Annotated in this window: 17 protein-coding genes, 1 other RNA gene and 1 other annotated feature; of the genes, 2 read left to right on the forward strand and 16 right to left on the reverse strand. The window is 42.0% G+C overall.

Annotated elements, in window-relative coordinates; translation table 11 throughout:
• Position 1 precedes the first annotated feature (1 nt).
• From QLQ22_RS18365 to QLQ22_RS18415, 11 genes are all read right to left on the reverse strand, one after another.
• On the reverse strand, positions 2–268 hold the full coding sequence (locus QLQ22_RS18365; RefSeq protein WP_029279472.1) for an IreB family regulatory phosphoprotein: 267 nt from the start codon (positions 266–268) through the stop codon (positions 2–4).
• A 156-nt stretch (positions 269–424) separates the two neighbouring features.
• Positions 425–3,058, reverse strand: coding sequence for an alanine--tRNA ligase (gene alaS, locus QLQ22_RS18370; protein WP_284015304.1), 2,634 nt, complete (start codon positions 3,056–3,058; stop codon positions 425–427).
• Between the two features lie 383 nt (positions 3,059–3,441).
• The gene (locus QLQ22_RS18375; protein WP_284015305.1) at positions 3,442–4,503 is read right to left on the reverse strand and encodes an AI-2E family transporter; all 1,062 of its coding nucleotides are present in this window, start codon (positions 4,501–4,503) and stop codon (positions 3,442–3,444) included.
• 519 nt (positions 4,504–5,022) lie between these two features.
• A complete protein-coding gene (locus QLQ22_RS18380; protein ID WP_070879785.1) occupies positions 5,023–5,214 on the reverse strand; it encodes a hypothetical protein in 192 nt (63 codons plus the stop codon).
• A 14-nt stretch (positions 5,215–5,228) separates the two neighbouring features.
• Positions 5,229–5,729 carry a PRC-barrel domain-containing protein gene (locus tag QLQ22_RS18385; protein ID WP_284015306.1) on the reverse strand — a complete coding sequence of 167 codons (501 nt, stop codon included), beginning with the start codon at positions 5,727–5,729 and terminating at the stop codon, positions 5,229–5,231.
• Between the two features lie 2 nt (positions 5,730–5,731).
• Complete coding sequence (recD2, locus tag QLQ22_RS18390) at positions 5,732–8,107, reverse strand: SF1B family DNA helicase RecD2 (RefSeq protein ID WP_223436895.1); 2,376 nt, start codon at positions 8,105–8,107, stop codon at positions 5,732–5,734.
• Between the two features lie 29 nt (positions 8,108–8,136).
• Positions 8,137–8,790, reverse strand: coding sequence for a tetratricopeptide repeat protein (locus QLQ22_RS18395; RefSeq protein ID WP_252207220.1), 654 nt, complete (start codon positions 8,788–8,790; stop codon positions 8,137–8,139).
• 78 nt (positions 8,791–8,868) lie between these two features.
• Positions 8,869–9,984: a tRNA 2-thiouridine(34) synthase MnmA gene (mnmA, locus tag QLQ22_RS18400; RefSeq protein ID WP_252207221.1), complete on the reverse strand. Its 1,116-nt coding sequence runs from the start codon at positions 9,982–9,984 to the stop codon at positions 8,869–8,871.
• A 26-nt stretch (positions 9,985–10,010) separates the two neighbouring features.
• Positions 10,011–11,153, reverse strand: a complete 1,143-nt coding sequence (locus QLQ22_RS18405; RefSeq protein ID WP_284015307.1) for a cysteine desulfurase family protein — start codon at positions 11,151–11,153, stop codon at positions 10,011–10,013.
• A gap of 15 nt (positions 11,154–11,168) precedes the next feature.
• Positions 11,169–11,585: a cysteine metabolism transcriptional regulator CymR gene (gene cymR / locus QLQ22_RS18410; protein ID WP_223436903.1), complete on the reverse strand. Its 417-nt coding sequence runs from the start codon at positions 11,583–11,585 to the stop codon at positions 11,169–11,171.
• Positions 11,586–11,603: 18 nt separating this feature from the next.
• Positions 11,604–12,275, reverse strand: a complete 672-nt coding sequence (locus QLQ22_RS18415) for a YczE/YyaS/YitT family protein (protein WP_223436905.1) — start codon at positions 12,273–12,275, stop codon at positions 11,604–11,606.
• 235 nt (positions 12,276–12,510) lie between these two features.
• Between QLQ22_RS18415 and QLQ22_RS18420 the strand changes: the two genes are divergently transcribed.
• Positions 12,511–13,776, forward strand: a complete 1,266-nt coding sequence (locus tag QLQ22_RS18420) for a replication-associated recombination protein A (protein ID WP_284015308.1) — start codon at positions 12,511–12,513, stop codon at positions 13,774–13,776.
• Positions 13,777–14,061: 285 nt separating this feature from the next.
• Here QLQ22_RS18420 and QLQ22_RS18425 read toward each other — a convergent pair whose 3' ends face one another.
• The 5 genes from QLQ22_RS18425 to QLQ22_RS18445 all read right to left on the reverse strand — a co-directional run bounded on the left by QLQ22_RS18425 (position 14,062) and on the right by QLQ22_RS18445 (position 18,840).
• On the reverse strand, positions 14,062–14,823 hold the full coding sequence (locus tag QLQ22_RS18425; protein ID WP_223436909.1) for a tRNA threonylcarbamoyladenosine dehydratase: 762 nt from the start codon (positions 14,821–14,823) through the stop codon (positions 14,062–14,064).
• 164 nt (positions 14,824–14,987) lie between these two features.
• Positions 14,988–15,176, reverse strand: a non-coding RNA gene (gene ssrS, locus QLQ22_RS18430) — 6S RNA.
• Between the two features lie 62 nt (positions 15,177–15,238).
• Positions 15,239–17,017: an aspartate--tRNA ligase gene (aspS, locus tag QLQ22_RS18435; RefSeq protein WP_284015309.1), complete on the reverse strand. Its 1,779-nt coding sequence runs from the start codon at positions 17,015–17,017 to the stop codon at positions 15,239–15,241.
• A gap of 20 nt (positions 17,018–17,037) precedes the next feature.
• Positions 17,038–18,300 carry a histidine--tRNA ligase gene (gene hisS, locus QLQ22_RS18440; RefSeq protein ID WP_223436913.1) on the reverse strand — a complete coding sequence of 421 codons (1,263 nt, stop codon included), beginning with the start codon at positions 18,298–18,300 and terminating at the stop codon, positions 17,038–17,040.
• A 72-nt stretch (positions 18,301–18,372) separates the two neighbouring features.
• Positions 18,373–18,606: a binding site (T-box leader), on the reverse strand.
• Positions 18,607–18,663: 57 nt separating this feature from the next.
• Positions 18,664–18,840, reverse strand: a complete 177-nt coding sequence (locus tag QLQ22_RS18445) for a hypothetical protein (RefSeq protein ID WP_223436915.1) — start codon at positions 18,838–18,840, stop codon at positions 18,664–18,666.
• 135 nt (positions 18,841–18,975) lie between these two features.
• Here QLQ22_RS18445 and QLQ22_RS18450 point away from each other — a divergent pair, with 135 nt between their 5' ends.
• Positions 18,976–20,721, forward strand: a complete 1,746-nt coding sequence (locus tag QLQ22_RS18450) for an N-acetylmuramoyl-L-alanine amidase family protein (RefSeq protein WP_284015310.1) — start codon at positions 18,976–18,978, stop codon at positions 20,719–20,721.
• The last annotated feature ends 460 nt before the right edge of the window (positions 20,722–21,181 follow it).

A 21,181-nucleotide genomic window follows, 5' to 3' on the forward strand; every position in this document is an offset into this window, starting at 1 on the left:
ATTAATCCTCTCTATGATGGTGTAAGTACGATTTTACCAATTCCTCAATGAGTTCATCCCGTTCAAGCTTGCGGATTAAATTTCTTGCATCGCGATGACGGGGGATATATGCAGGATCTCCAGAGAGCAGGTATCCAACGATTTGGTTAATCGGATTATAGCCTTTTTCTTTCAAAGCATCGTATACAGTGAACAGAACTTCATTCACATTTGTTTCCACTGCTTCCTCAGAAAAGTTAAACTTCATCGTTTTATCAAAGGAACTCATCACTCGCACCTCTTTCCCAGATTCACCTGTGGAATCTGCTTGTCCATTCATACTACCATTCTACACTAACTATTGAAATTATAAAACGAATTTCACTTTCTGGTGAAATCTTTAGAGAAATTCCGCCAGAAAGCAACAAATTCATTGATCCTTATATTAGATAGTTTTAACCCATTCTAATGCATACTTCAAAGCTTCTTCAAGTTTTTCAGGATCCTTGCCGCCAGCCTGTGCCATATCAGGACGGCCGCCTCCGCTTCCTCCGCATCTTACAGCTACCTCTTTAATTAATTTCCCTGAGTGATAACCCTTTTCGACTAAATCGCTTGTAATTCCTGCTGCAAGACTTACTTTTTCGTCATGAGCTGCTCCAAGAATGACAATGGCTGATCCTAATTTTTGCTTTAATTCATCGACCATTGTTCTCAGACTATTCATGTCTTTTGCATTTACTTTGCTTGAAAGAAGGGTTACACCATCAATTTGTACAGCGCTGCCCAATAAGCTTCCAGCTTCTACATTACCCAATTTAGCTGTTAATGATTCATTTTCCCTTTGAAGAGAGCGAACATCACTGAGTAGCGCTTCTACACGGCTTGCTGCATCTTTAGGATTTGATTTCAGTTTTGATGAAACCTCAGATAGAATGGATAGCTGGTCTTTTATCAGCTGATAAGCGCCTTGTCCGGTAACTGCTTCAATTCTGCGTGTGCCTGCACCGATTCCTGTTTCAGCTACAATCTTAAACAGGCCGATTGAAGCGGTATTGTCAACATGGCAGCCTCCGCACAGTTCAAGGCTGTAATCTCCTACTTGAACAACTCTGACAATATCTCCGTATTTTTCGCCGAAAAGAGCCATAGCTCCCATTTCCTTCGCTTCAGCAATTGGTTTAAGCTCGATATTGACTCCGATGCTCTTCCAGATTTGCTCGTTTACAATTTGCTCAATCTGTTCAAGCTCTTCTGGCTGCACTTGACCAAAATGTGAAAAGTCGAATCGGAGTCTTTCAGATGTTACAAGTGACCCTGCCTGATTGACATGTCCACCAAGAACATCTTTAAGAGCCTGATGCAAGAGATGTGTCGCAGTATGGTTTTTAATGACCGCACTTCTAGTTGTTTCATTAACAGCTGCAGTTACTTCATCATTTGTTTTCACTGTGCCGCTGATCACAACTGCCGTGTGAAGGTTTTGTCCATTTGGAGCCTTTTGTACATGCTTTACTTGCAATTTCACTGCATCATTTTCAATTGTGCCTTCATCCGCAATTTGACCGCCGCTCTCAGCATAAAAAGGAGTTTCATTTAAAATAAGCTGCACTTCATCTCCAGCAATTGCATTGTCTGTCAGCTCCCCGTCTTTCAGAAGAACAGACACTGAAGCTTTCGCTGTAAGGTGAGTGTATCCGACGAACGTGCTGCCGGCTTTAATTTCGCCAAGTACTCCGCCCTGCACCTGCATAGAATCAACATCCTGCCTAGCAGCACGTGCACGCTCCCGCTGGCCCTCCATCTCTTTTTTGAAGCCTTCATGGTCGATTTCCATTTGCTCTTCCTGTGCATACTCTTCTGTAAGTTCAACAGGGAATCCGTATGTATCATAAAGACGGAAAACGTCCGTTCCAGGAATGATGCTGCTTCCTTTGGCTTTTTGCATGTTTACAACTTCAGCCAAAATGGACAATCCGTCATTTAAGGTTTCGTGGAAGCGCTCTTCTTCATTTTTTATGACTTTTTGAATAAACTCTGTTTTTGCTTTTACTTCAGGGTAGAAGTCAACCATAATTTCCCCTACAACCGGTACAAGCTCATACATAAACGGGCGGTTGATATTGAGTTTCTTTGCATATCTTACTGCTCTGCGCAATAGACGGCGCAACACGTATCCGCGTCCTTCGTTTGATGGAAGGGCACCATCTCCAACAGCAAATGTAACCGTGCGAATATGATCAGCTACAACCTTGAAGGCTTCATCTTTTTCATGATCAGTGCCGTATTTCTCGCCTGAAATCGTTTCAGTTGATTCGATGATCGGCATAAACAAATCTGTATCGAAGTTGGTCGGAACATCCTGAATGACAGATACCATCCGCTCAAGTCCCATTCCTGTATCAATGTTTTTCTTTGGCAGCGGGGTGTATGTACCGTCTGAATTATGATTGAACTCTGAGAATACGAGGTTCCATACTTCCAGGTATCGCTCATTTTCTCCGCCTGGGTATAACTCAGGGTCTTTAGGGTCGTTTCCATAAACTTCGCCGCGGTCATAGAAAATTTCTGTATTCGGTCCGCTTGGTCCCTCGCCGATATCCCAGAAGTTTCCTTCCAGACGGATAATCCGCTCTTCAGGCACACCAATTTTATCTTTCCAGATTAAGAAAGCTTCATCATCTTCCGGATGAATGGTAACGGACAGTTTTTCTGGATCAAAGCCAATCCACTCTTTACTCGTTAAGAATTCCCATGCCCAATCGATTGCTTCTACTTTAAAATAATCACCGATTGAAAAGTTTCCAAGCATCTCAAAAAATGTATGATGACGGGCTGTTTTGCCGACATTTTCAATATCATTTGTCCGGATTGATTTTTGTGCATTGCAAATTCTTGGATTTGCCGGGATGACACGGCCATCGAAATATTTTTTCAATGTCGCAACGCCGCTGTTGATCCAAAGCAGGGACGGATCTTCATGAGGAACCAGAGAAGCACTTGGTTCCACTGCATGGCCTTTTTCCTTGAAGAAATCTAAAAACATTTGACGAACTTGTGCTGAAGTTAGGTTTTTCATCTTTTTTCCTCCTTTATTGCGGCTGTTTACAAAAAGATAGCTGTATCTTGCATACACCTTTCTTAAAAAAGCCTTTTAACAAAATAAAAAACTCCCGTCCCTGTGAAAATCATTGAGATTTTCACAGGGACGAGAGATTGCTCGCGGTACCACCCTGATTATGGACTTAATGTCCATCAGCTTCATTCAACCGTAACGGGGTTAAGACGGCAGGGTTTTCCTGCACTCTGGAATAGCCTTCTGTTTCCCTTCATCCCGGAATTCCTCTCAGCCTTGGAAATTCCTCTCTTTTCAGATGGTCTGAAACGTACTCGTTCCTTCATCGATTTTATAAAATATATGCAGTGTATACGCAGAATTATAGTTCATAGGATATGACGATGTCAATGCTGTCTTCTCAATTGTACGAGATGCATCAAAGTCACTTTTAAAACAGCTAATACAGGAACTGCTAAAATCATCCCGATAATCCCTGCAATTTCTCCTCCTGCCAGAAGGGCCAGCATAATGACAATGGGATGCATGTGAAGACTTCTTCCAACGATTAAAGGACCAAGGATATTCCCCTCGATAAATTGCAGGGAAAAGATAATAATGATCACAATCAGGACAGTATCAAGAGACATGGATGCTGCAATAATGACAGCCGGAACGGCTCCAATAATCGGTCCGAAGTATGGAATGACATTCGTTACTCCAATTAAAATGCCAATGACTAAAGGATATTTAATATCGAAAAACCAAAGTGATATAAATGCCAGAAAACCAATTATGAAACAAACAAGAAGCTGCCCTCTTATGTAACTTCCCAATGACTGATCGACATCCCGGACAAAAATGACTGCCTCAGGTCTCCATCGCTTGGGAGTTAAATACCATGCTGCTTTTTTAATTTGCTCATAATCCTTCAGCATATAGAATACCAGAAAAGGAATGAGAGCGATAATTAATACGTAATCGAAAACCCTTCCTATGCTATTTAAGATTCTGTCAATCCAATAGGAAAACCAGGCTTCTATATTTTGAAAAGCAGATTCAATTCTAGCGTGAACCTCTTCAGGAAACCGGTCAGTCTGATTATGGATCGTGGACAGCCAACCCTGATATTTTTTCTCAAATACCGGAAAGCTTTCAGAAAGATCCTTAAGCTGTTGAATCATGACTGGAATCCCCTTGTAAAAGCCATATCCGATCCCGCCAAAGAAAAGAGTGTAAATAATTAAGATCGAGAGTGTGCGCGGAACTCCGGTGGAATGCAGTTTCTCAATAACCGGGTGCAGCAAATAGGTAATAAACCCGGCGATCAAAAATGGAAGAAGGATAGCTTTGATGATAATAAAAAAAGGATCCCAAAGGACACGGAGCTTCAAAAATAGATAAACAGATAACAAACATAAAAGAAAAATACCGATTCGCATCAGCCATTTAAAATAGCGTTCCTTCAAAATGCATCACTCCTCATCTTTAGTTTGGGGAGGAGAGGGCGAAATATGCATTGAAATTTTAATATCGAAATCGCCTAGTTCTGCTCCTGAGGAAGATAAGAAACCGGCGGAAAAGTCCAGGTTTGACTTTTTCGGCGTTGGTTCGTGCGGCAAGATGAAAAATAAAAGACCTATTCAAAAAATTCCTTAATGTAGGGGATGGAGAATTTACTAGTTATGTTGATATTCAATCATGCACTTTTTTCATGGATGAAGACGATTTTTTTGCTGCATTCACCTGCCTTGTACGTTCTTTTTCCAGGACAATGCGAATTGATAAGGGCCGCTAAACGCCTATTTTATTTTTAACAATGAAAAATCCCCTGCTTTATTCACAGCAGGGGACAGGGCATTAAAACCTTTTCATCATTCGTTTTCGCATTTTTTTCATGGAACGTTTGGACATCGGAATGCGTCCAATCAGATCTGAAAGCATTGAGGACATTTTGCGGTTCATCGCTGGTTCCCCCTTCATTATGTCTACATGCTGATTGTCCGATCATCATCTGTAAAAAGATCATCTAGAGAACTTAAAGAACCGTCCTCTTCCACTTGATGGGTAAAGATTTGGCCCTTGGATATGGACAGCTCAATAAAGCAGCCCCAGCAATAATACTGATTCACGCCAATCTTCCCAATATCCTTACTTTTACAATTCGGGCATTTTAACAATGCGGTGCACCTCGCTAATGAATAAAATCCATGACGATTGCATCTTTGCTAATGGTTAAAGACCCAGGAGGATCAAGCTTTCGTTTTCCCTCCATCATATCTGCAAAGAATCCGTCCGTCAGTTCATATGCTACAATGGTGCCCACTTGTTCAGAAAAGTATACATCAGCAAGGAGCCCAAGCTTCTCGCCTTCTGTAGAATAGACCGCTTTGTACTGGATCCTCCGGTGTGATTGCAGGAAATAAGCCTCTCTAAATTCAGACATCGATTTCAGGCTGCTTCTGCCGTTAACCATAATCCCGTCCTTGCCAATTGTACAAATCGTCTCTGCCGGAACGATGCGCCCTTTTCTGAATATCCCTTTTTCATTTATTAACAGCCCTATAAAAGAGCCATTTGCATCAAAACAAGCATCAGATACAAACCCAGCAATTGATCCGTCTTCAACATCAACTACCGGCATTCCTCTGAGCTCTGTAAATGTCCGCAGGAGAAACTCCCCCTTTCCGAACATTCTTAGATTTTGTTGTCTTCCATAAAGTCATACGGGGTAATGCCTTCCATTCCGATCATGGCATCAGCAAGATCAAAAGGAAGCTCCTCTGTAAGCTCTTCAATCATATGCTGTTTTTCTGAAAGCTTCATTTTTAAAGAGGTCTGCCGGCTTAAATGATCTCTGTTTTCAATACCTCGCAAAAGGGCATCTTGTTCCCCGCAAAGGATTAAAAACTGCTTGCTTCTTGTAATGGCCGTATAAATTAAGTTTCTTCTAAGCATTCTGTAATAGCTTTTGACGACAGGCACAACAACAATCGGAAATTCGCTGCCCTGAGATTTGTGGATCGAGCAGCAAAAAGCATGCGTAAATTGATTGAAATCTGATTTTGTATATGTGACCTCATTGCCATCAAAAGAGATGACAATCATATCTTCTTTTTCAGTGTTTTCCTTTGCATAAAAAATGGACACAATCTCGCCAATATCGCCATTATAAACATTGCTCTCAGGCTGATTAACGAGCTGAAGAACTTTGTCACCCGATCTGTATACAGTCTCGCCGAACTTCATTTCTCTTTTGTTTTCAGCTTTAGGATTAAACAGCTGCTGCAGCATAATATTAAGCTGATCTATGCCAGCAGGCCCGCGGTACATGGGAGCAAGCACCTGAACATCTCGGGCTGTATATCCTTTTTTGATGGCGTTTGATATGACTTTCTCAACCACTTCTTTTACCTGTGCACCGCTGCACCGAATAAAGGATCTGTCTTTTGTAGGTGCAGCCAGATTATCAGGCAGCCTTCCTTTTTTAATATCATGTGCAAGCTCTATTATGGATGAACCCTCTGCCTGTCTATAAATATCCGTCAGTCTTACGACGGGAACTGCCTCAGACTCAAGCAAATCACGCAGTACTTGACCAGGTCCTACAGAGGGCAGCTGATCTTCATCTCCAACCATTATGACCTGAATATGTTCAGGCAGAGCTTTAAACAGCTGATTTGCAATCCAAGTGTCCACCATCGACATTTCATCAACAATCAGCAGTTTTGCACCGATCGGGTTATCCTCACCGTGATCAAATCCTTCTGCACCGTTCCACTTTAACAGCCGGTGAATCGTTACAGCCGGCAGGCCTGTTGCTTCTGTCATTCTTTTTGCTGCCCGTCCTGTCGGAGCAACTAATGAGATTGGAAAAGGCTCTTCTTTTTTATAGTCTTTTTGCTCAAGCGAACAGCCATGCAGATCTGCGTAAAGCTCAACAATCCCTTTTATAACGGTCGTCTTGCCTGTACCAGGTCCTCCCGTAAGCAGAAGCATAGGAGACATCAGAGCCGTTTGGATGGCTTCTTTTTGAGTCGGGGCGTACTGCACTTTCATTCTCTCTTCCAGTTTCCCGAGTGAAAGCAAAAACTCTGATTCAGGAAAAATGCTCTCATATTCTGTCTGCAAAAGGACACGCTGGATACTTTTCACAAGTCCCTGTTCAGCAAAAAACAGAGACGGCAGATAAGCTCTGTCTTCTTCAATAATAATTCCTTTATCTTCTGCAAGTTTGATCACTTGCTCTGAGATATCTGTTTCAATGATTCCTGAACTCTTCGATGAATTCAGCAATTCCATTGATTTTATAATTAACTGCTCCAGTGAAACATATGTATGGCCTTCTTGCAGGCAAAGATGTTCAATTGTATAAAAGCAAGCCGCTTTAATCCTCTCAGGATGGTTTCCGCCGAGGCCCATTTGTCCTCCAAGCTCATCAGCGCGCACGAAGCCAATTCCCTCGATATCTTTAACTAGCTGAAAAGGATTTTCCTGGATCACTTGGATCGTTCTTTCCTGATAGGCCTGGTAAATTTTCATAGAAAGCTGAGGGCCGAAGCCAAGCTGATTTAAACTAATCATGGCCTGCTCTAGACCCTGATGCTCCTTCAGCTGATCAAGCAGCTGTTTTGCTTTGTCTTTGCCGAGCTTCGGCACTTTATCAAGCACAGAAGGATCTTCCATCATTTTCGAAATTGCGCCTTCTCCAAGTACATCCACTATCGCTTCAGCTGTTTTCCTGCCTATCCCTTTAAACAGGTCGCTTGAAAGGTATTGTATTACACCGTCGCGCGTTTTGGGAATTTCTTTCCGGTAATGCTCAGCCTGAAATTGCTGGCCAAATTTGGGATGCTGTGTCAGCATCCCAAAGAATGTATATGTTTCATCTTCATGCAGAAGAGGAAAATAGCCTGTCACGGTTATTTCTTTTTGATCATAATTTTCGCTCGTTTCAAGAACCTCCGTCTTTAAGACGGTATAATGGTTTTGGTCATTCTGATAAATAACCGTGATGATCTTTCCTTTTAAAAACCGTTCCTGCTCTTGAAACAGGTCCGCCTTTTGCTGCACAAGATCTCCTCCCCTTTATTGCCTGATTCTTACAGCGTTTGCATCAGCTGCTTCAAATTAGCCGCCATATCATGGTCCGGCTGAATGCTCAAAGCTTGATCCAGCATGTCCATCGCTTTTTTTGCATCCTCTTTAAATGCGTAGCCTACACCTAAATTATAGTATGCGTCCGCATGATTTGGGTCCTGCTCCACTACAATTTGAAATTGGCGAATGGCTTCATTCAGCGATTCCTGCTGAGCTAAACATAATCCATATTGAAAGCGCGCTTCCGTGTCCTCTTCATTTAATTCTACAGCTCTTTGCAGATATGGAAGGGCAGGCAGCGGCTGTTCCATTTGAACATAGCTCATTCCAAGCATGAAAAAGACATCTGAATGATCCATCCCTTTTTGAACCGCTTTTAAAAACATTTTTTGGGCTGATTGAAATTGCTCGCTATTGTAATACACATTTCCTGCTCCGTAGTAGGCAGTTGTCGTGTTTGCATCAAGTTCCAGCGATTTTTCAAAAAACGTAATGGCTTTTTCAAATTCTCCTACTGCTGCCAATAAATTTCCGAAATTCACATAGCAAACAGCATCCTTTGGATTTTCTTCAATAGCCTCTGAAAAATATCCTGCCGCTTTTTCAAAATCGCCTTTTTGCATGGCTTCTATTCCTAATGTACTTTTATCACTCATAATTAGTAACACTCCCGGTAACAAATATTTAAAGAAAAAACCTCAACCGACGTTGAGGTTTTAACAAAGGCTGCATCTTTAACCAACATACCAGATTTTATCGTTCTTTTTAAATACTTCATCGATAGTTCCGCCGCCAAGACATTCGTCATCTTTGTAGAAAACAACAGCCTGTCCAGGTGTAATGGCGCGGATCGGTTTGTCAAAAATCACTTGGGCAGTCGTTTCATCCACCATTTTCACTGTGATTGCATGATCTTCCTGACGATATCTGAATTTTGCCGTACAGACAACTTCTCCTTCAGGGAGTTTGTCCGAAACCCAGCTGATGTTTGTAGCTGTAATCGAATCCGAATAGAGCAGATCATTGTCAAAGCCCTGATCCACGTATAACACATTCTTTTCAAGGTCCTTCCCTACCACAAACCAAGGATCGCCGCTGCCGCCAATGCCCAGTCCATGACGCTGTCCGATGGTGTAATACATCAGGCCGTCGTGCTTGCCTTTTACTTCTCCTGATAGAGTCTGCATTAAACCAGGCTGTGCAGGAAGATAGCCGCTTAAAAATTCCTTGAAATTCCGTTCTCCGATAAAGCATATGCCTGTACTGTCTTTTTTCGCTGCGGTCGCAAGATTTGCTTCTTTTGCAATCTCGCGTACTTTTGACTTCGGAATATTTCCGATTGGGAACATGACTTTTGATAATTGTTCTTGGGTCAGCTGATTTAGGAAATACGTTTGATCTTTATTTTCATCAGCGCCTCTGAGCATTTTGTATTCTCCGTCACGGTACTCAACTTGTGCATAGTGCCCTGTAGCCAGGTAATCTGCGCCAAGAGATATTGCATGCTCTAAAAATGCTTTAAATTTAATTTCTTTATTGCACATTACATCAGGATTCGGGGTTCTCCCTGCTTTATATTCATCTAAAAAATAAGTGAACACTTTGTCCCAATATTGTTTTTCAAAGTTTACTGCATAATAGGGGATTCCGATTTGATTGCAGACCTGAATCACATCATCATAGTCTTCAGTAGCTGTACAGACTCCGTTCTCATCCGTATCATCCCAGTTTTTCATAAAGATGCCGATCACATCATAGCCCTGCTGTTTTAAAAGTAGTGCCGCAACAGAGGAATCTACCCCTCCTGACATTCCAACAACAACGCGTGTGTCTTTAGGTGCTTTTTGCATCTTTTCCACCTCCAGTGTCCATCTATCTAAGCTGTTAAACGTTTTACAATTCGTGCGGTTTCCAAAGCCGTTTTCTCAACTTGATCCATCGTATTTCCAAGACCAAAACTAAAGCGAATGGAAGCTTTTGTCCGTTCAGCACCCTTTCCGTACATGGCAGTCAGAACATGTGAAGGCTCAATTGACCCTGCCGTGCATGCTGATCCGCTCGATACAGCAATCCCTGCTATATCCATGTTCACAAGCATTGACTCCACATTTGTACCAGGAAAATAAAGATTCAAAACATGCGGAAGGCTGCTTTCCATTTCTCCATTAATTTCAAAGGAAACATCTTCAGTCTTTAAAATATCAATTATTTTATCTTTAAACCCTTTGTAAAGTACAGTTTTTTGCTCTCTGGTTTCAAGTGCAAGCTGGACTGCGGATTTCAGCCCGGCAATGCCGGGTACATTTTCCGTTCCTGCACGCCGTTTCAGCTCTTGTTCTCCGCCGTGTGAATGCTGTTTAAGCGAGATTCCTTCTTTAACATATAGAAAACCGGTTCCTTTTGGTCCATTAATCTTGTGGCCAGAAGCAGAGAGCATATCTATATAGCTCTCTTTAACATTCAAATCGAGTATTCCGAATGCCTGTACAGCATCTGTATGGAAGAGAGCCTGATGATCCTTCAGAGCCTTGCCGATCTCCTCAATCGGCTGAATCGAACCAGTTTCATTGTTCCCGTACATGATTGTGACCAATATTGTTTCAGACGTTAATTCTCTTTTCAGATCTTTAATTGAAACAGCTCCATTTTGATCAACCGGCAAATAGGTGACCTGAAATCCCTGTTTCTCCAGATGCTTGCATGTATTTAAAACAGCATGATGCTCAATCTGCGTCGTAATGATATGCCTGCCTTTATGCTGATTTGCATGTGCAGAGCCGATTATGGCTAAATTATCAGCCTCAGTTCCTCCGCTCGTAAAAATAATTTCCTTCGGTTTTGCATGAAGACTCCTGGAAATAACCGCTCTCGCCTCATCCAGCAGTCTTCTGCTTTCTCTACCGAACGAATGAATACTTGAGGGATTTCCGAATACATCCTGCATGTGAGGAAGCATTTGGTTAATCACTTCCGGATGCATGGGGGATGTAGCGGCATGGTCCAAATAAATTCGCTCCATTTTACACCCTCCTTTTTAAATATAAAACATATAAGATTCCTGCTCGCCATCTGTGTAGTTCGCTAAATCTTCAAGAGTTGTATTATCCAGTACATCTTTCACTGCATCGCGTATGCGAATCCATAAATGGCGCTTAGCAGGCTCTTCATCTTCAAGTACTTCTACAGGGCTGATCGGTCCTTCAAGAACTCTGATAATATCACCTGCAGTAATGGCATCAGGTTCATTTCCGAGAACATATCCCCCGTATGCTCCGCGAATACTCTTGACTAAACCGGCATTACGGAGCGGTGCAATTAATTGCTCTAAATAGTGTTCAGATAAATCATGCGTCTGAGCGATGCTTTTTAAGGAGGTTGGCCCTTCCCCGTGTTTCTTTGCAAGCTCTATCATAATTGTAAGACCATAACGGCCTTTAGTTGAAATTTTCATATTTACACCCCTATAATTCTAGCTAACTTGGTGAACATGCGGTTCTTTTCTGACTGTCTTTTCAAGCATTGCATTCGTTGTCTTCTGACATTGAGGAAGGGTAAATCCAATGATGTACCCAATAGATAGTGTGCAGACGATTGTTCCGATAAAGACCGGACCGCCGAGGATCCAGCCGAAAAAAAGAACAATCAATTCAATGGCTCCGCGTATCCTTGACACCTTTATGCCGGTCTTTTCAACCAAAGCTAGCATTAAAGTATCCCGGGGACCAGCACCACATCCTGCAGAAATATACAAGCCAATTCCATATCCCATCACAATAATTCCAAGCAAAAGCATCAGTGCTTTTCCGGCATAGCCGGATGGGGTCTGTATAAAAGGCAAAAGCAAGTATAAATCTATAAACAAACCTACAGTCAGCATATTGACAAACGCACCTGCCTGAGGCAGCTTTTTTGTGAAAATTGATGACAAAAGAAGAATAGTTCCTCCTACAATAATTGCCCAAGATCCAATCGTTAAACCAAACTGGTAATATAAACCTATATGAAGCACATCCCACGGAGATGTGCCAAGTTCTGCTTTTATTGTAAGGACGATGCCTAAAGACATGATGAGCAGGCCTATGAAATAAATGCTCCACCTAATACCTAGCTCTTGATTCTTTTTACTGCGGAAAGCGCCCATCTTTCTTCACTCCGCCTTTCATCGTTTAAAAATCTGAAACAATTATTGTTTCGCTGTTAATAATTGCTATTTCATAAATGAACCTATGCCATTATAGCATATTATCCTGCATCAGAGCATTCAAATTGACTTATCGTTTTACTATAAGGTATATATCAATTCTTATGACTAAGCGGGAAAGTCATGATAAGCTTAGTTAAAATAAGATTAGTGCTTTGCCCTAAGGAGGGAGAACATGAAACCTCTGGCATTTCGAATGAGACCAGAAAATATTGATGAAATCATCGGGCAGGAACATTTAGTCGGCAAAGGAAAAATGATTGAGCGGATGGTAAAAGCAAAACATTTGAGCTCCATGATTTTGTACGGCCCTCCCGGAATAGGAAAAACATCCATCGCAACAGCGATTGCAGGAAGCACAAAAACAGCTTTCCGAAAGCTTAATGCGGTTGTGAATAATAAAAAAGATATGGAGATTGTTGCAGAAGAAGCGAAAATGTCCGGCAAGATCATTTTAATTCTTGATGAAGTCCATCGTCTGGATAAAGCAAAACAGGATTTTCTTCTTCCTTATTTGGAGGATGGAAAAATCATTTTAATAGGAGCAACAACAAGCAACCCCTATCATGCCATCAATCCTGCAATCAGAAGCAGATGCCAGATTTTTGAATTAAAGCCGCTTGAAGCTGATGATATAAAAACAGCACTTGAAAGAGCTTTAAAGGATGAAAAGAAAGGACTTGGCAAATACCGGACCGTAATTTCCAAGGAAGCTCTCATGCACTTTGCTTCAAGCTGTGCAGGTGACGTCCGGTCTGCTCTGAATGCTCTGGAGCTTGCGGTCATCTCAACAGATCCGGGTGAAAATGGCGAAATACACGTAACACTTGATACAGCAGAAGAATGTCTGCAAAAAAAGAGCTTTGTCCATGACAAAGACGGCGATGCCCACTATGACGTCCTTTCTGCGTTTCAAAAATCAATACGAGGTTCTGACGTGAATGCAGCTCTTCATTATCTTGGCAGATTGATAGAAGCTGGAGATCTAATAAGCATCAACCGCAGGCTGTTAGTTATCGCATATGAAGACATAGGTCTTGCAAGTCCTCAGGCTGGAGCAAGAACATTGGCCGCCATTGAAGCGACCGAAAGACTAGGATTGCCGGAAGCGCGAATCCCGCTTGCAAATGCAGTTATTGAGCTTTGTTTATCACCAAAATCCAATAGCGCATACAAAGCACTGGATGCTGCGATAGCAGATATTCGTTCCGGGAAAAGCGGTGAAATTCCTGCACACCTGAAAGATGCACATTACAAGGGAGCAGAAAAGCTCGGGAGAGGCATTGACTATCAATATCCCCATGACTTCGAGAATGGCTGGGTAAAGCAGCAATATTTGCCGAATTCACTAAAAAAGAAAAAGTACTATGACCCTAAACAAACAGGGAAATTCGAACTTTCCCTTTCACAAATTTATGAAAAGCTGATGAAGCAGCAATAACGAAAAGCGGAATCACCCGTTTAGCTCCGACAGACAGATAAGGCTCAGACTGGAAAGTCCGGTTTTGACTTTTCAGGCTGAGACGTTCTGGCCGAGGAGCTGGGTGATGGAGCTGGACAATGTGTTAAGAAGAAATACCTGTTCAACCCGGCAGACAGAGGAAAATTCCAGCAAAAAGTCCGGGTTCAACTTTATGCTGGAATTTGTTCAGGCAAAGTGACTAGAATTGTTGAGCTGACAATAAGAAAAGCGGCATGATGTGAAATCATGCCGCTTTTTTATTATTCAGTCGTTTACACGTGTAATTTTAATATCTTTTAAAAGCTCCATAATAACATGTCCGCCCATAATCAAACCTGCTACAGAAGGTACCCACGCATTAGATGATGGCGGCATTTTCGCTTTGCGGATCTGCGCAGCATCATTGCCTACCTTCATACGTACATCTTCGCGGATGACAATCGGGCTTTCATCAGAGAAAACAACCTGAATGCCTTTTCTGATTCCTTCTTTGCGAAGACGGGTCCTGACCACTTTGGCAATCGGATCTGTATGTGTTTTGGAAATATCCGCAATTTGAAATCTTGTCGGATCTGTCTTATTCGCTGCACCCATGCTTGAAATAATCGGAATGCCTCTATTTAAGCATTCTTTCATAAGATGGATTTTATATGAGATCGTATCAGATGCATCAATAACATAATCAAGGCCGTAGCTGAAAAATTCCTCATATGTTTCTTCCGTGTAAAACATTTTCAGTGCAATGACATCGCAATCCGGGTTAATCTCTTTAATGCGGTCTCTCATCAAATCAGCTTTTGGCTTGCCTACAGTTGATACGAGTGCATGAATTTGGCGGTTTACATTTGTGATATCCACATCATCTTTATCTACAAGCAAAATTCGTCCTACACCTGAACGAGCAAGTGCTTCCGCAGAGAAAGAACCTACTCCGCCAATTCCAAGGACTGCAACTGTGCTGTTTTTCAAAATTTCAATGCCTTCTTTGCCTATCGCAAGTTCATTGCGGGAAAATTGATTCAGCAAAACTCTCAACTCCATTTAGTTAATTCATGTCTGTATTTTACCTGAAAATGAATATATCATACTTTTCATGAAAAACAAGTGCTGCTCCCTATTTAATCAGAATTTCCTTCATATAAAAACCTGCATAAGCAGAAAGCTTATGCAGGCTGAATTCTCGTTCGTCAAGTAGTCCCAATTGTGCCGTCGCTGCTATCTTGGTTTTGAACCCGCTCACAGCAGGTGGGTGTCCTGTTTCATGTATGACAAGTCCTCTGATCGTATGATGAGGCATTTACATAACGATGAAAACGTGAACTCCCGGATCAAGTAATGTTGGATCAAAACTAAGTGTACGACGTACACATCAGGACTTCTTTTTATCTTGTAAAAAGATTACCACAACAAGGTGCAGTTTTCAAGTAAATCACACTGGGTATTATTCACTCTTTTTCAGGTTTAATGCAAGATGAAGATCCGTTAATTGTGCTGTGCTGACCTCACTTGGAGCATGTGTCAGAAGGTCGCTTGCACTCGCCGTTTTAGGGAATGCAATCGTATCCCGCAAGTTCGTTCTGCCTGCCAAAAGCATGACTACACGGTCAAGTCCAAGAGCAATTCCGCCATGTGGAGGGGTGCCGTATTCGAAAGCTTCTAACAGGAAGCCAAACTGTTCCACCGCTTCTTCCTCAGAGAAACCAAGCAGCTTAAACATTTTATGCTGTATCTCTTTTTCGAAAATACGAATGGATCCCCCGCCAAGCTCGTATCCATTTAAAACAAGGTCATAGGCCTGAGCTTTCATTCCGCCTGGGTTTGTTTCAAACAGCTCAAGATCCTCGCGTGCAGGCATTGTAAATGGATGATGCGCTGCAAAGTAGCGTCCCGCTTCTTCGTCATATTCAACTAGAGGCCAGTCAACTACCCAAAGGAAATTGAATTTGCTTTCGTCAATTAACCCTAATTCTTTTCCAAGTTTTAGACGTAAAGCACCAAGTGCATCCGCCACTACTTGCTTTTTGTCTGCAACAAACAGTAATAAGTCGCCTGGTTCTGCTTCAGTCACTGTTTTTAAGCTTGACTGTTCTTCAGAAGGGAAAAACTTAGAAATAGGGCCTTTTAGCTCCTGCTCCTCTACTTTCAGCCAAGCAAGACCTTTTGCACCATATTGAGAAACAAACTCGGTTAATGCATCAATATCTTTTCTTGAATAAGAAGCAGCTGCTCCTTTAACGTTAATCACTTTTACTTCTCCGCCGTTTTGCACAGCACCGCTGAACACTTTAAAGCCGCTGTCTTTCACGAGTTCGGAAACATTGATGAGCTCTAGTCCGAATCGTGTATCAGGCTTATCAGAACCATAGCGGCTCATTGCTTCGTCAAAGGTCATGCGTGGAAGAGGAAGAGTTAAATCCACACCTTTTGTTTCTTTCATAATGCGCGTCATCATTTCTTCCATTAATGACATGATCTCATCTTGGCTCATAAATGACATTTCAATATCCACCTGGGTAAATTCAGGCTGACGATCAGCACGCAGATCCTCGTCTCTAAAGCAGCGTGCAATTTGGTAATAACGGTCAAAACCCGATACCATAAGCAGCTGTTTGAAAATTTGCGGAGATTGAGGAAGCGCATAGAATTCACCTTCATGCACACGGCTCGGCACCAAATAGTCACGTGCTCCCTCCGGAGTGCTTTTCGTTAAAATAGGTGTTTCTACATCTAAAAATCCTTTTTCATCAAGGAAATTGCGGATGGATTTTGAAACATTGTGCCGCATTTTGAATGTTTCAAGCAAAGCGGGTCTTCTTAAGTCTAAATAACGGTATTTTAAACGCACATCTTCTGAAACTTCTTCAGATCGATCTTCAATCAGGAAAGGCGGATTCTTGGCAGCATTGATAATTGTTACATTTTCTGCCTTCACTTCGATTTTCCCAGTCGCAAGAATAGGGTTTACTGTTCCTTCTGTACGTCCGACTACTGTGCCTTCAATATCCAATACATATTCGCTGCGGATTTTTTCTGCAATTTTGAGCGCATCCTCAGAAACCTCAGGATTGATCACAACTTGAACAATTCCTGTTCTGTCTCTTAGATCGATGAAAATGAGCCCGCCAAGATCGCGGCGTTTTTGCACCCACCCTTTTAATACTACTTTTTCTCCAATTGCTGCTTCTGTGACTTCACCGCAATAATATGTTCGTCCAAACATGTTTGTCTCTCTCCTTTTGACTATCCTTTTATATAGGCTGTAAGTTCATCTAATGCCACTTCTACTTGGCTGCCTGTTTCCATGTTTTTTACAGATATGATGTTCTTTTCAATCTCATCGTCACCCAATACAGCAACAAATTTAGCCTTAAAGCGATCCGCTGCCTTAAATTGAGCTTTCATTTTTTTGTCCTCATAATCTTTTTCTGCAGTCAATCCTGCTTTTCTGAGTTCATATACGAGTGATACAGAGCGGTCTTTCGCTTTATCCCCAAGCGCTACGACGAAGCAATCGATCGATTGTTCAATTGGAAGCTCCACGTTTTCTGCATCGAGGGCAGCAAGAAATCGTTCGATGCTGAGACCAAATCCGATCCCTGGTGTTTCAGGGCCGCCAACGTCTTCCACAAGGCCGTTGTATCTTCCGCCGCCGCAAAGTGTTGTGATCGCTCCAAATCCTTCTGCGTCGCTCATGATCTCAAATGCCGTGTGATTGTAGTAATCTAATCCTCGTACTAGATTAGGATCTACAGTAAACTCAATATTCAAATCCGTTAAGTATTGCTGAACTTTATTGAAATAAGCTTTTGACTCGTCGTTTAGGTAATCCATGATCGAAGGGGCTGTTCCCATAAGCTCATGATTCCGGTCTACTTTGCAATCCAGGATTCGAAGCGGATTTTGCTGTAATCGTTTCTGGCAATCCGAACAAAATTCACCGATTCTTGGTTCAAAATGAGCAATTAATGCTTCCCTGTGAGCTTTCCTGCTGTCTGCATCGCCAAGACTATTGATAATCAGCTTCAGCTTCTTCAATCCAACAGCGCTATAAAGTTCCATTGCAAGAGATATGACTTCTGCATCGATTGCAGGACTGTTGCTTCCAAGCGCCTCAACCCCAAACTGAACGAATTGGCGGAAGCGTCCCGTCTGCGGACGCTCATAACGGAACATTGGTCCGATATAGTAAAGCTTTGTCGGCTGTGCCGGCTGAGCGTACAATTTCTTTTCAACAAATGCACGAACCGTTGAAGCCGTTCCTTCAGGGCGAAGGGTCAAGCTTCTTCCTTTGCGGTCCTGGAAGGTATACATTTCTTTTTGAACGATATCTGTTGATTCACCTACTCCTCTTTGAAAAAGCTCAGTGTGTTCAAAGATTGGTGTGCGGATTTCTTTATATTGATATAATCTGCAGATTTCACGTGCTGTGTTTTCAATATATTGCCAGCGTTCAACATCTCCAGGAAGGATATCCTGTGTGCCTCTCGGAATTTGAAATGACATATTTTACTCCTCCAATTTACATTAACCATCATAATTTTTGAAAATAAAAAAACTCCCGTCCCTACATAAAAATGTAGGGACGAGAGTTAGATCCCGTGGTGCCACCCTAGTTGAAGCAAAAAATGCTCCCACTCAGACAGTTAACGCCTGTCACGTCCTCCTCCTATTAAATACAGCCAGTATCGTTCAGAGGGAAACCTAAGGAGTGTTCTCTTCATCAAGTCATCATGCGAAAAGCTTTCAGCCACGGCTTTTCCTCTCTTATCATGTGTCATCTTGACTACTCTTCTCCATCAATGGTTCAAAATTATGTAGTTCTTGCTAAGATTTATATACTATCATACGAATGATTCAGGCTTTGTGTCAAGAGCGATTTAATTGTTTTTTTAATTTCTTCACTTCTCTCAAACTTAAACCATATTCACTTGCAAGCTCAAACAAATTAGAATTCTGTTCTTTTTCCGCAAATTCATGAAAATTAACTCCAAATACATCATTATTGTTATAATGAGTTGTCTCGCCTTTATCACTGTGCCTCATCGTCATTGCTCCTTTTTAGCTGTCTATCCTTTAGCATTTCCTTTTTCCTGAAAAAATATATCAAATGTCACAAGGGATAGCCGATATAAAAAGCGAATGTACTATAAGTTATCTATGAAAAAGGAGGATCGGTCATTGTTTCGAAAATTACTCTTTTCCATCATTTGCACACTGCTTATAATAAGCCAGCTTCAAATGATGCCAAAGCCTGCATCAGCTGAAACAAAAAAAGCAGTTATCGCAGCGGACGGATTAAACATCAGAAGCGGCCCTGGATTAAGCTATTCCGTCATCGCCAGTGTAAAAAAAGGGGCTGTATACAGCATCACAGACCAGAAAAATGATTGGTATCAAATTCAATTATCTGGTAATAACAAGGGCTGGGTAGCCTCATGGCTAGTAACCCTTCAGCAATCTTCCGAAGCCCCCAAAACAAGCTCAGGCAGCACTTCGGACAAGGTCAAATCAACTGCTGAAGACTTGAGAATACGCAGCGGTCCTGGAACAAGCTTTCAGGTAACAGGCACATTTGACAAGGGACAAACGGCATCATTTGTCCAGCAAAACTCAAATTGGGTTGAGATCTCTTATAAAGGAAAAAGGGGCTGGGTTTCCAGTCAGTTTGTTATTTTTCTAAAGAAGGAACAATCCAAAGCACCTGCTTCATCCGGTGCAACGAGCGGCAAGGTTATTGCCACTTCACTGAATGTGCGCAACAAGCCTTCAACATCAGCCGACACCATTGGAAGCTTGAAAAAGAATGCTTCTGTTTCAATCACAAAGACACAGGATAAATGGCACGAAATTCAATTTAAAGGCCAAAAGGGCTGGGTACATAGTGATTTTATTTCCACTGGTTCCGTTCAATCGCCTGTGGGAAGCACCAAAAAAGGAAAAGTAACAGCAAGCTCACTTAACGTCCGCAGCGTCGGCAGCTTAAACGGCTCTGTAGTCGGTTCCATCTTAAAAAATGCAGAAGTCATGATTCTTGAATCTAAAAACAGCTGGCATCATATTCAATACTCTGGAAATAAAAAAGGCTGGGTTTCCAGTTCCTTTATTTCAATTGTTAACGGGCAAGGAAATACTGGCAATGAAAAACCAAGTCAATCTAAAGTCAGTATTTTGCAAGATGGCACTAATATTCGAAAAGGTCCAGCTACAAATCAAAGTATTCTGAGACGTGCTAATGCAGGTGAGCAATTTTCTGTTATCAGCAAAGAAGGAGATTGGTTTAAAATCCAGCTCTCCGGCAATACCTCCGGATATGTGGCAGGATGGGTGGTATCACAATCAGGTGAAGGAAGTTCTGTTACAAGGCCTGGCGGAGATGTTACCTCATACTTAAAAAATAAAACCGTTGTTTTAGATCCTGGCCATGGCGGACGTGATGGCGGAGCAATCGGCACCCGAGGAACCCTTGAGAAGAACTTGACGATGTCTACTGCCAAACTCGTCTTTGATAAACTGAAAGCTTCTGGGGCAGACGTGCATTTGACGCGCAGCTCTGACAGCTACATCAGCTTAAGCTCACGGGTAAGCACATCCCACTACAGAAATGCAGATGCTTTTATAAGTTTCCATTTTGACAGCATTGATAATAGGAGCGTCAATGGAATGACGACTTATTATTACAGCGGATCTAAAGATAAGCCGCTGGCATCACCTGTACATTCTGAATTAATGAGACAAACAAAGTTAAAAGACCGCGGAACGAAATTTGGAGATTATCATGTTATCCGTGAAAATAATCAGCCTGCCATTCTCCTGGAACTGGGGTATGTCAGCAACAGCACCGAAGAAATGACTGTCCGTTCAAGCACTTATCAGGAAAGAGTTGCACAAGGGGTTTACTATGGACTGGCACAGTATTTTAAATAAGTATGCGAAAACACTCGGGCTCTGGCCTGAGTGTTTTTTTAATGCGGGTTTGGTTGTGATCTTATACGGTAAGGATGTTGACGCACTTTTTTCTGGATGGAGATGTTTTTCTGTTCCATACACTCGCTTTGACGCACTTTCTTCTGGATGGAGATGTTTTTTCTGTTTCATATACCCGCTTTGACGCACTTTTTTCTGGATGGAGATGTTTTTTCTGTTTCATATACCCGCTTTGACGCACTTTTTTCTGGATGGAGATGTTTTTTCTGTTTCATATACCCGCTTTGACGCACTTTTTTCTGGATGGAGGCGTTTTTTCTGCTCCATACACTCGCTTTGACGCACTTTTTTCTGGATGGAGATGTTTTTTCTGTTTCATACACTCGCTTTGACCCACTTTATCCGGGCATAGCGATTAAATAATATCAACTTAACAAGCAGAACACCCCAATACCTATCG

Origin of the sequence: Metabacillus hrfriensis (assembly GCF_030127205.1) — a bacterium.
GTDB classification, from domain to species: domain Bacteria; phylum Bacillota; class Bacilli; order Bacillales; family Bacillaceae; genus Bacillus_P; species Bacillus_P dongyingensis.

What these genes read in the sequence shown, in the direction of transcription:
- QLQ22_RS18365 (WP_029279472.1), bottom strand. Translation starts at nt 268, where the DNA reads ATGAGTTCCTTTGATAAAACGATGAAGTTTAACTTTTCTGAGGAAGCA.
- alaS (WP_284015304.1), bottom strand. Translation starts at nt 3,058, where the DNA reads ATGAAAAACCTAACTTCAGCACAAGTTCGTCAAATGTTTTTAGATTTC.
- QLQ22_RS18385 (WP_284015306.1), bottom strand. Translation starts at nt 5,729, where the DNA reads ATGTTCGGAAAGGGGGAGTTTCTCCTGCGGACATTTACAGAGCTCAGA.
- QLQ22_RS18395 (WP_252207220.1), bottom strand. Translation starts at nt 8,790, where the DNA reads ATGAGTGATAAAAGTACATTAGGAATAGAAGCCATGCAAAAAGGCGAT.
- mnmA (WP_252207221.1), bottom strand. Translation starts at nt 9,984, where the DNA reads ATGCAAAAAGCACCTAAAGACACACGCGTTGTTGTTGGAATGTCAGGA.
- QLQ22_RS18405 (WP_284015307.1), bottom strand. Translation starts at nt 11,153, where the DNA reads ATGGAGCGAATTTATTTGGACCATGCCGCTACATCCCCCATGCATCCG.
- cymR (WP_223436903.1), bottom strand. Translation starts at nt 11,585, where the DNA reads ATGAAAATTTCAACTAAAGGCCGTTATGGTCTTACAATTATGATAGAG.
- QLQ22_RS18415 (WP_223436905.1), bottom strand. Translation starts at nt 12,275, where the DNA reads ATGGGCGCTTTCCGCAGTAAAAAGAATCAAGAGCTAGGTATTAGGTGG.
- QLQ22_RS18420 (WP_284015308.1), top strand. Translation starts at nt 12,511, where the DNA reads ATGAAACCTCTGGCATTTCGAATGAGACCAGAAAATATTGATGAAATC.
- aspS (WP_284015309.1), bottom strand. Translation starts at nt 17,017, where the DNA reads ATGTTTGGACGAACATATTATTGCGGTGAAGTCACAGAAGCAGCAATT.
- hisS (WP_223436913.1), bottom strand. Translation starts at nt 18,300, where the DNA reads ATGTCATTTCAAATTCCGAGAGGCACACAGGATATCCTTCCTGGAGAT.
- QLQ22_RS18445 (WP_223436915.1), bottom strand. Translation starts at nt 18,840, where the DNA reads ATGAGGCACAGTGATAAAGGCGAGACAACTCATTATAACAATAATGAT.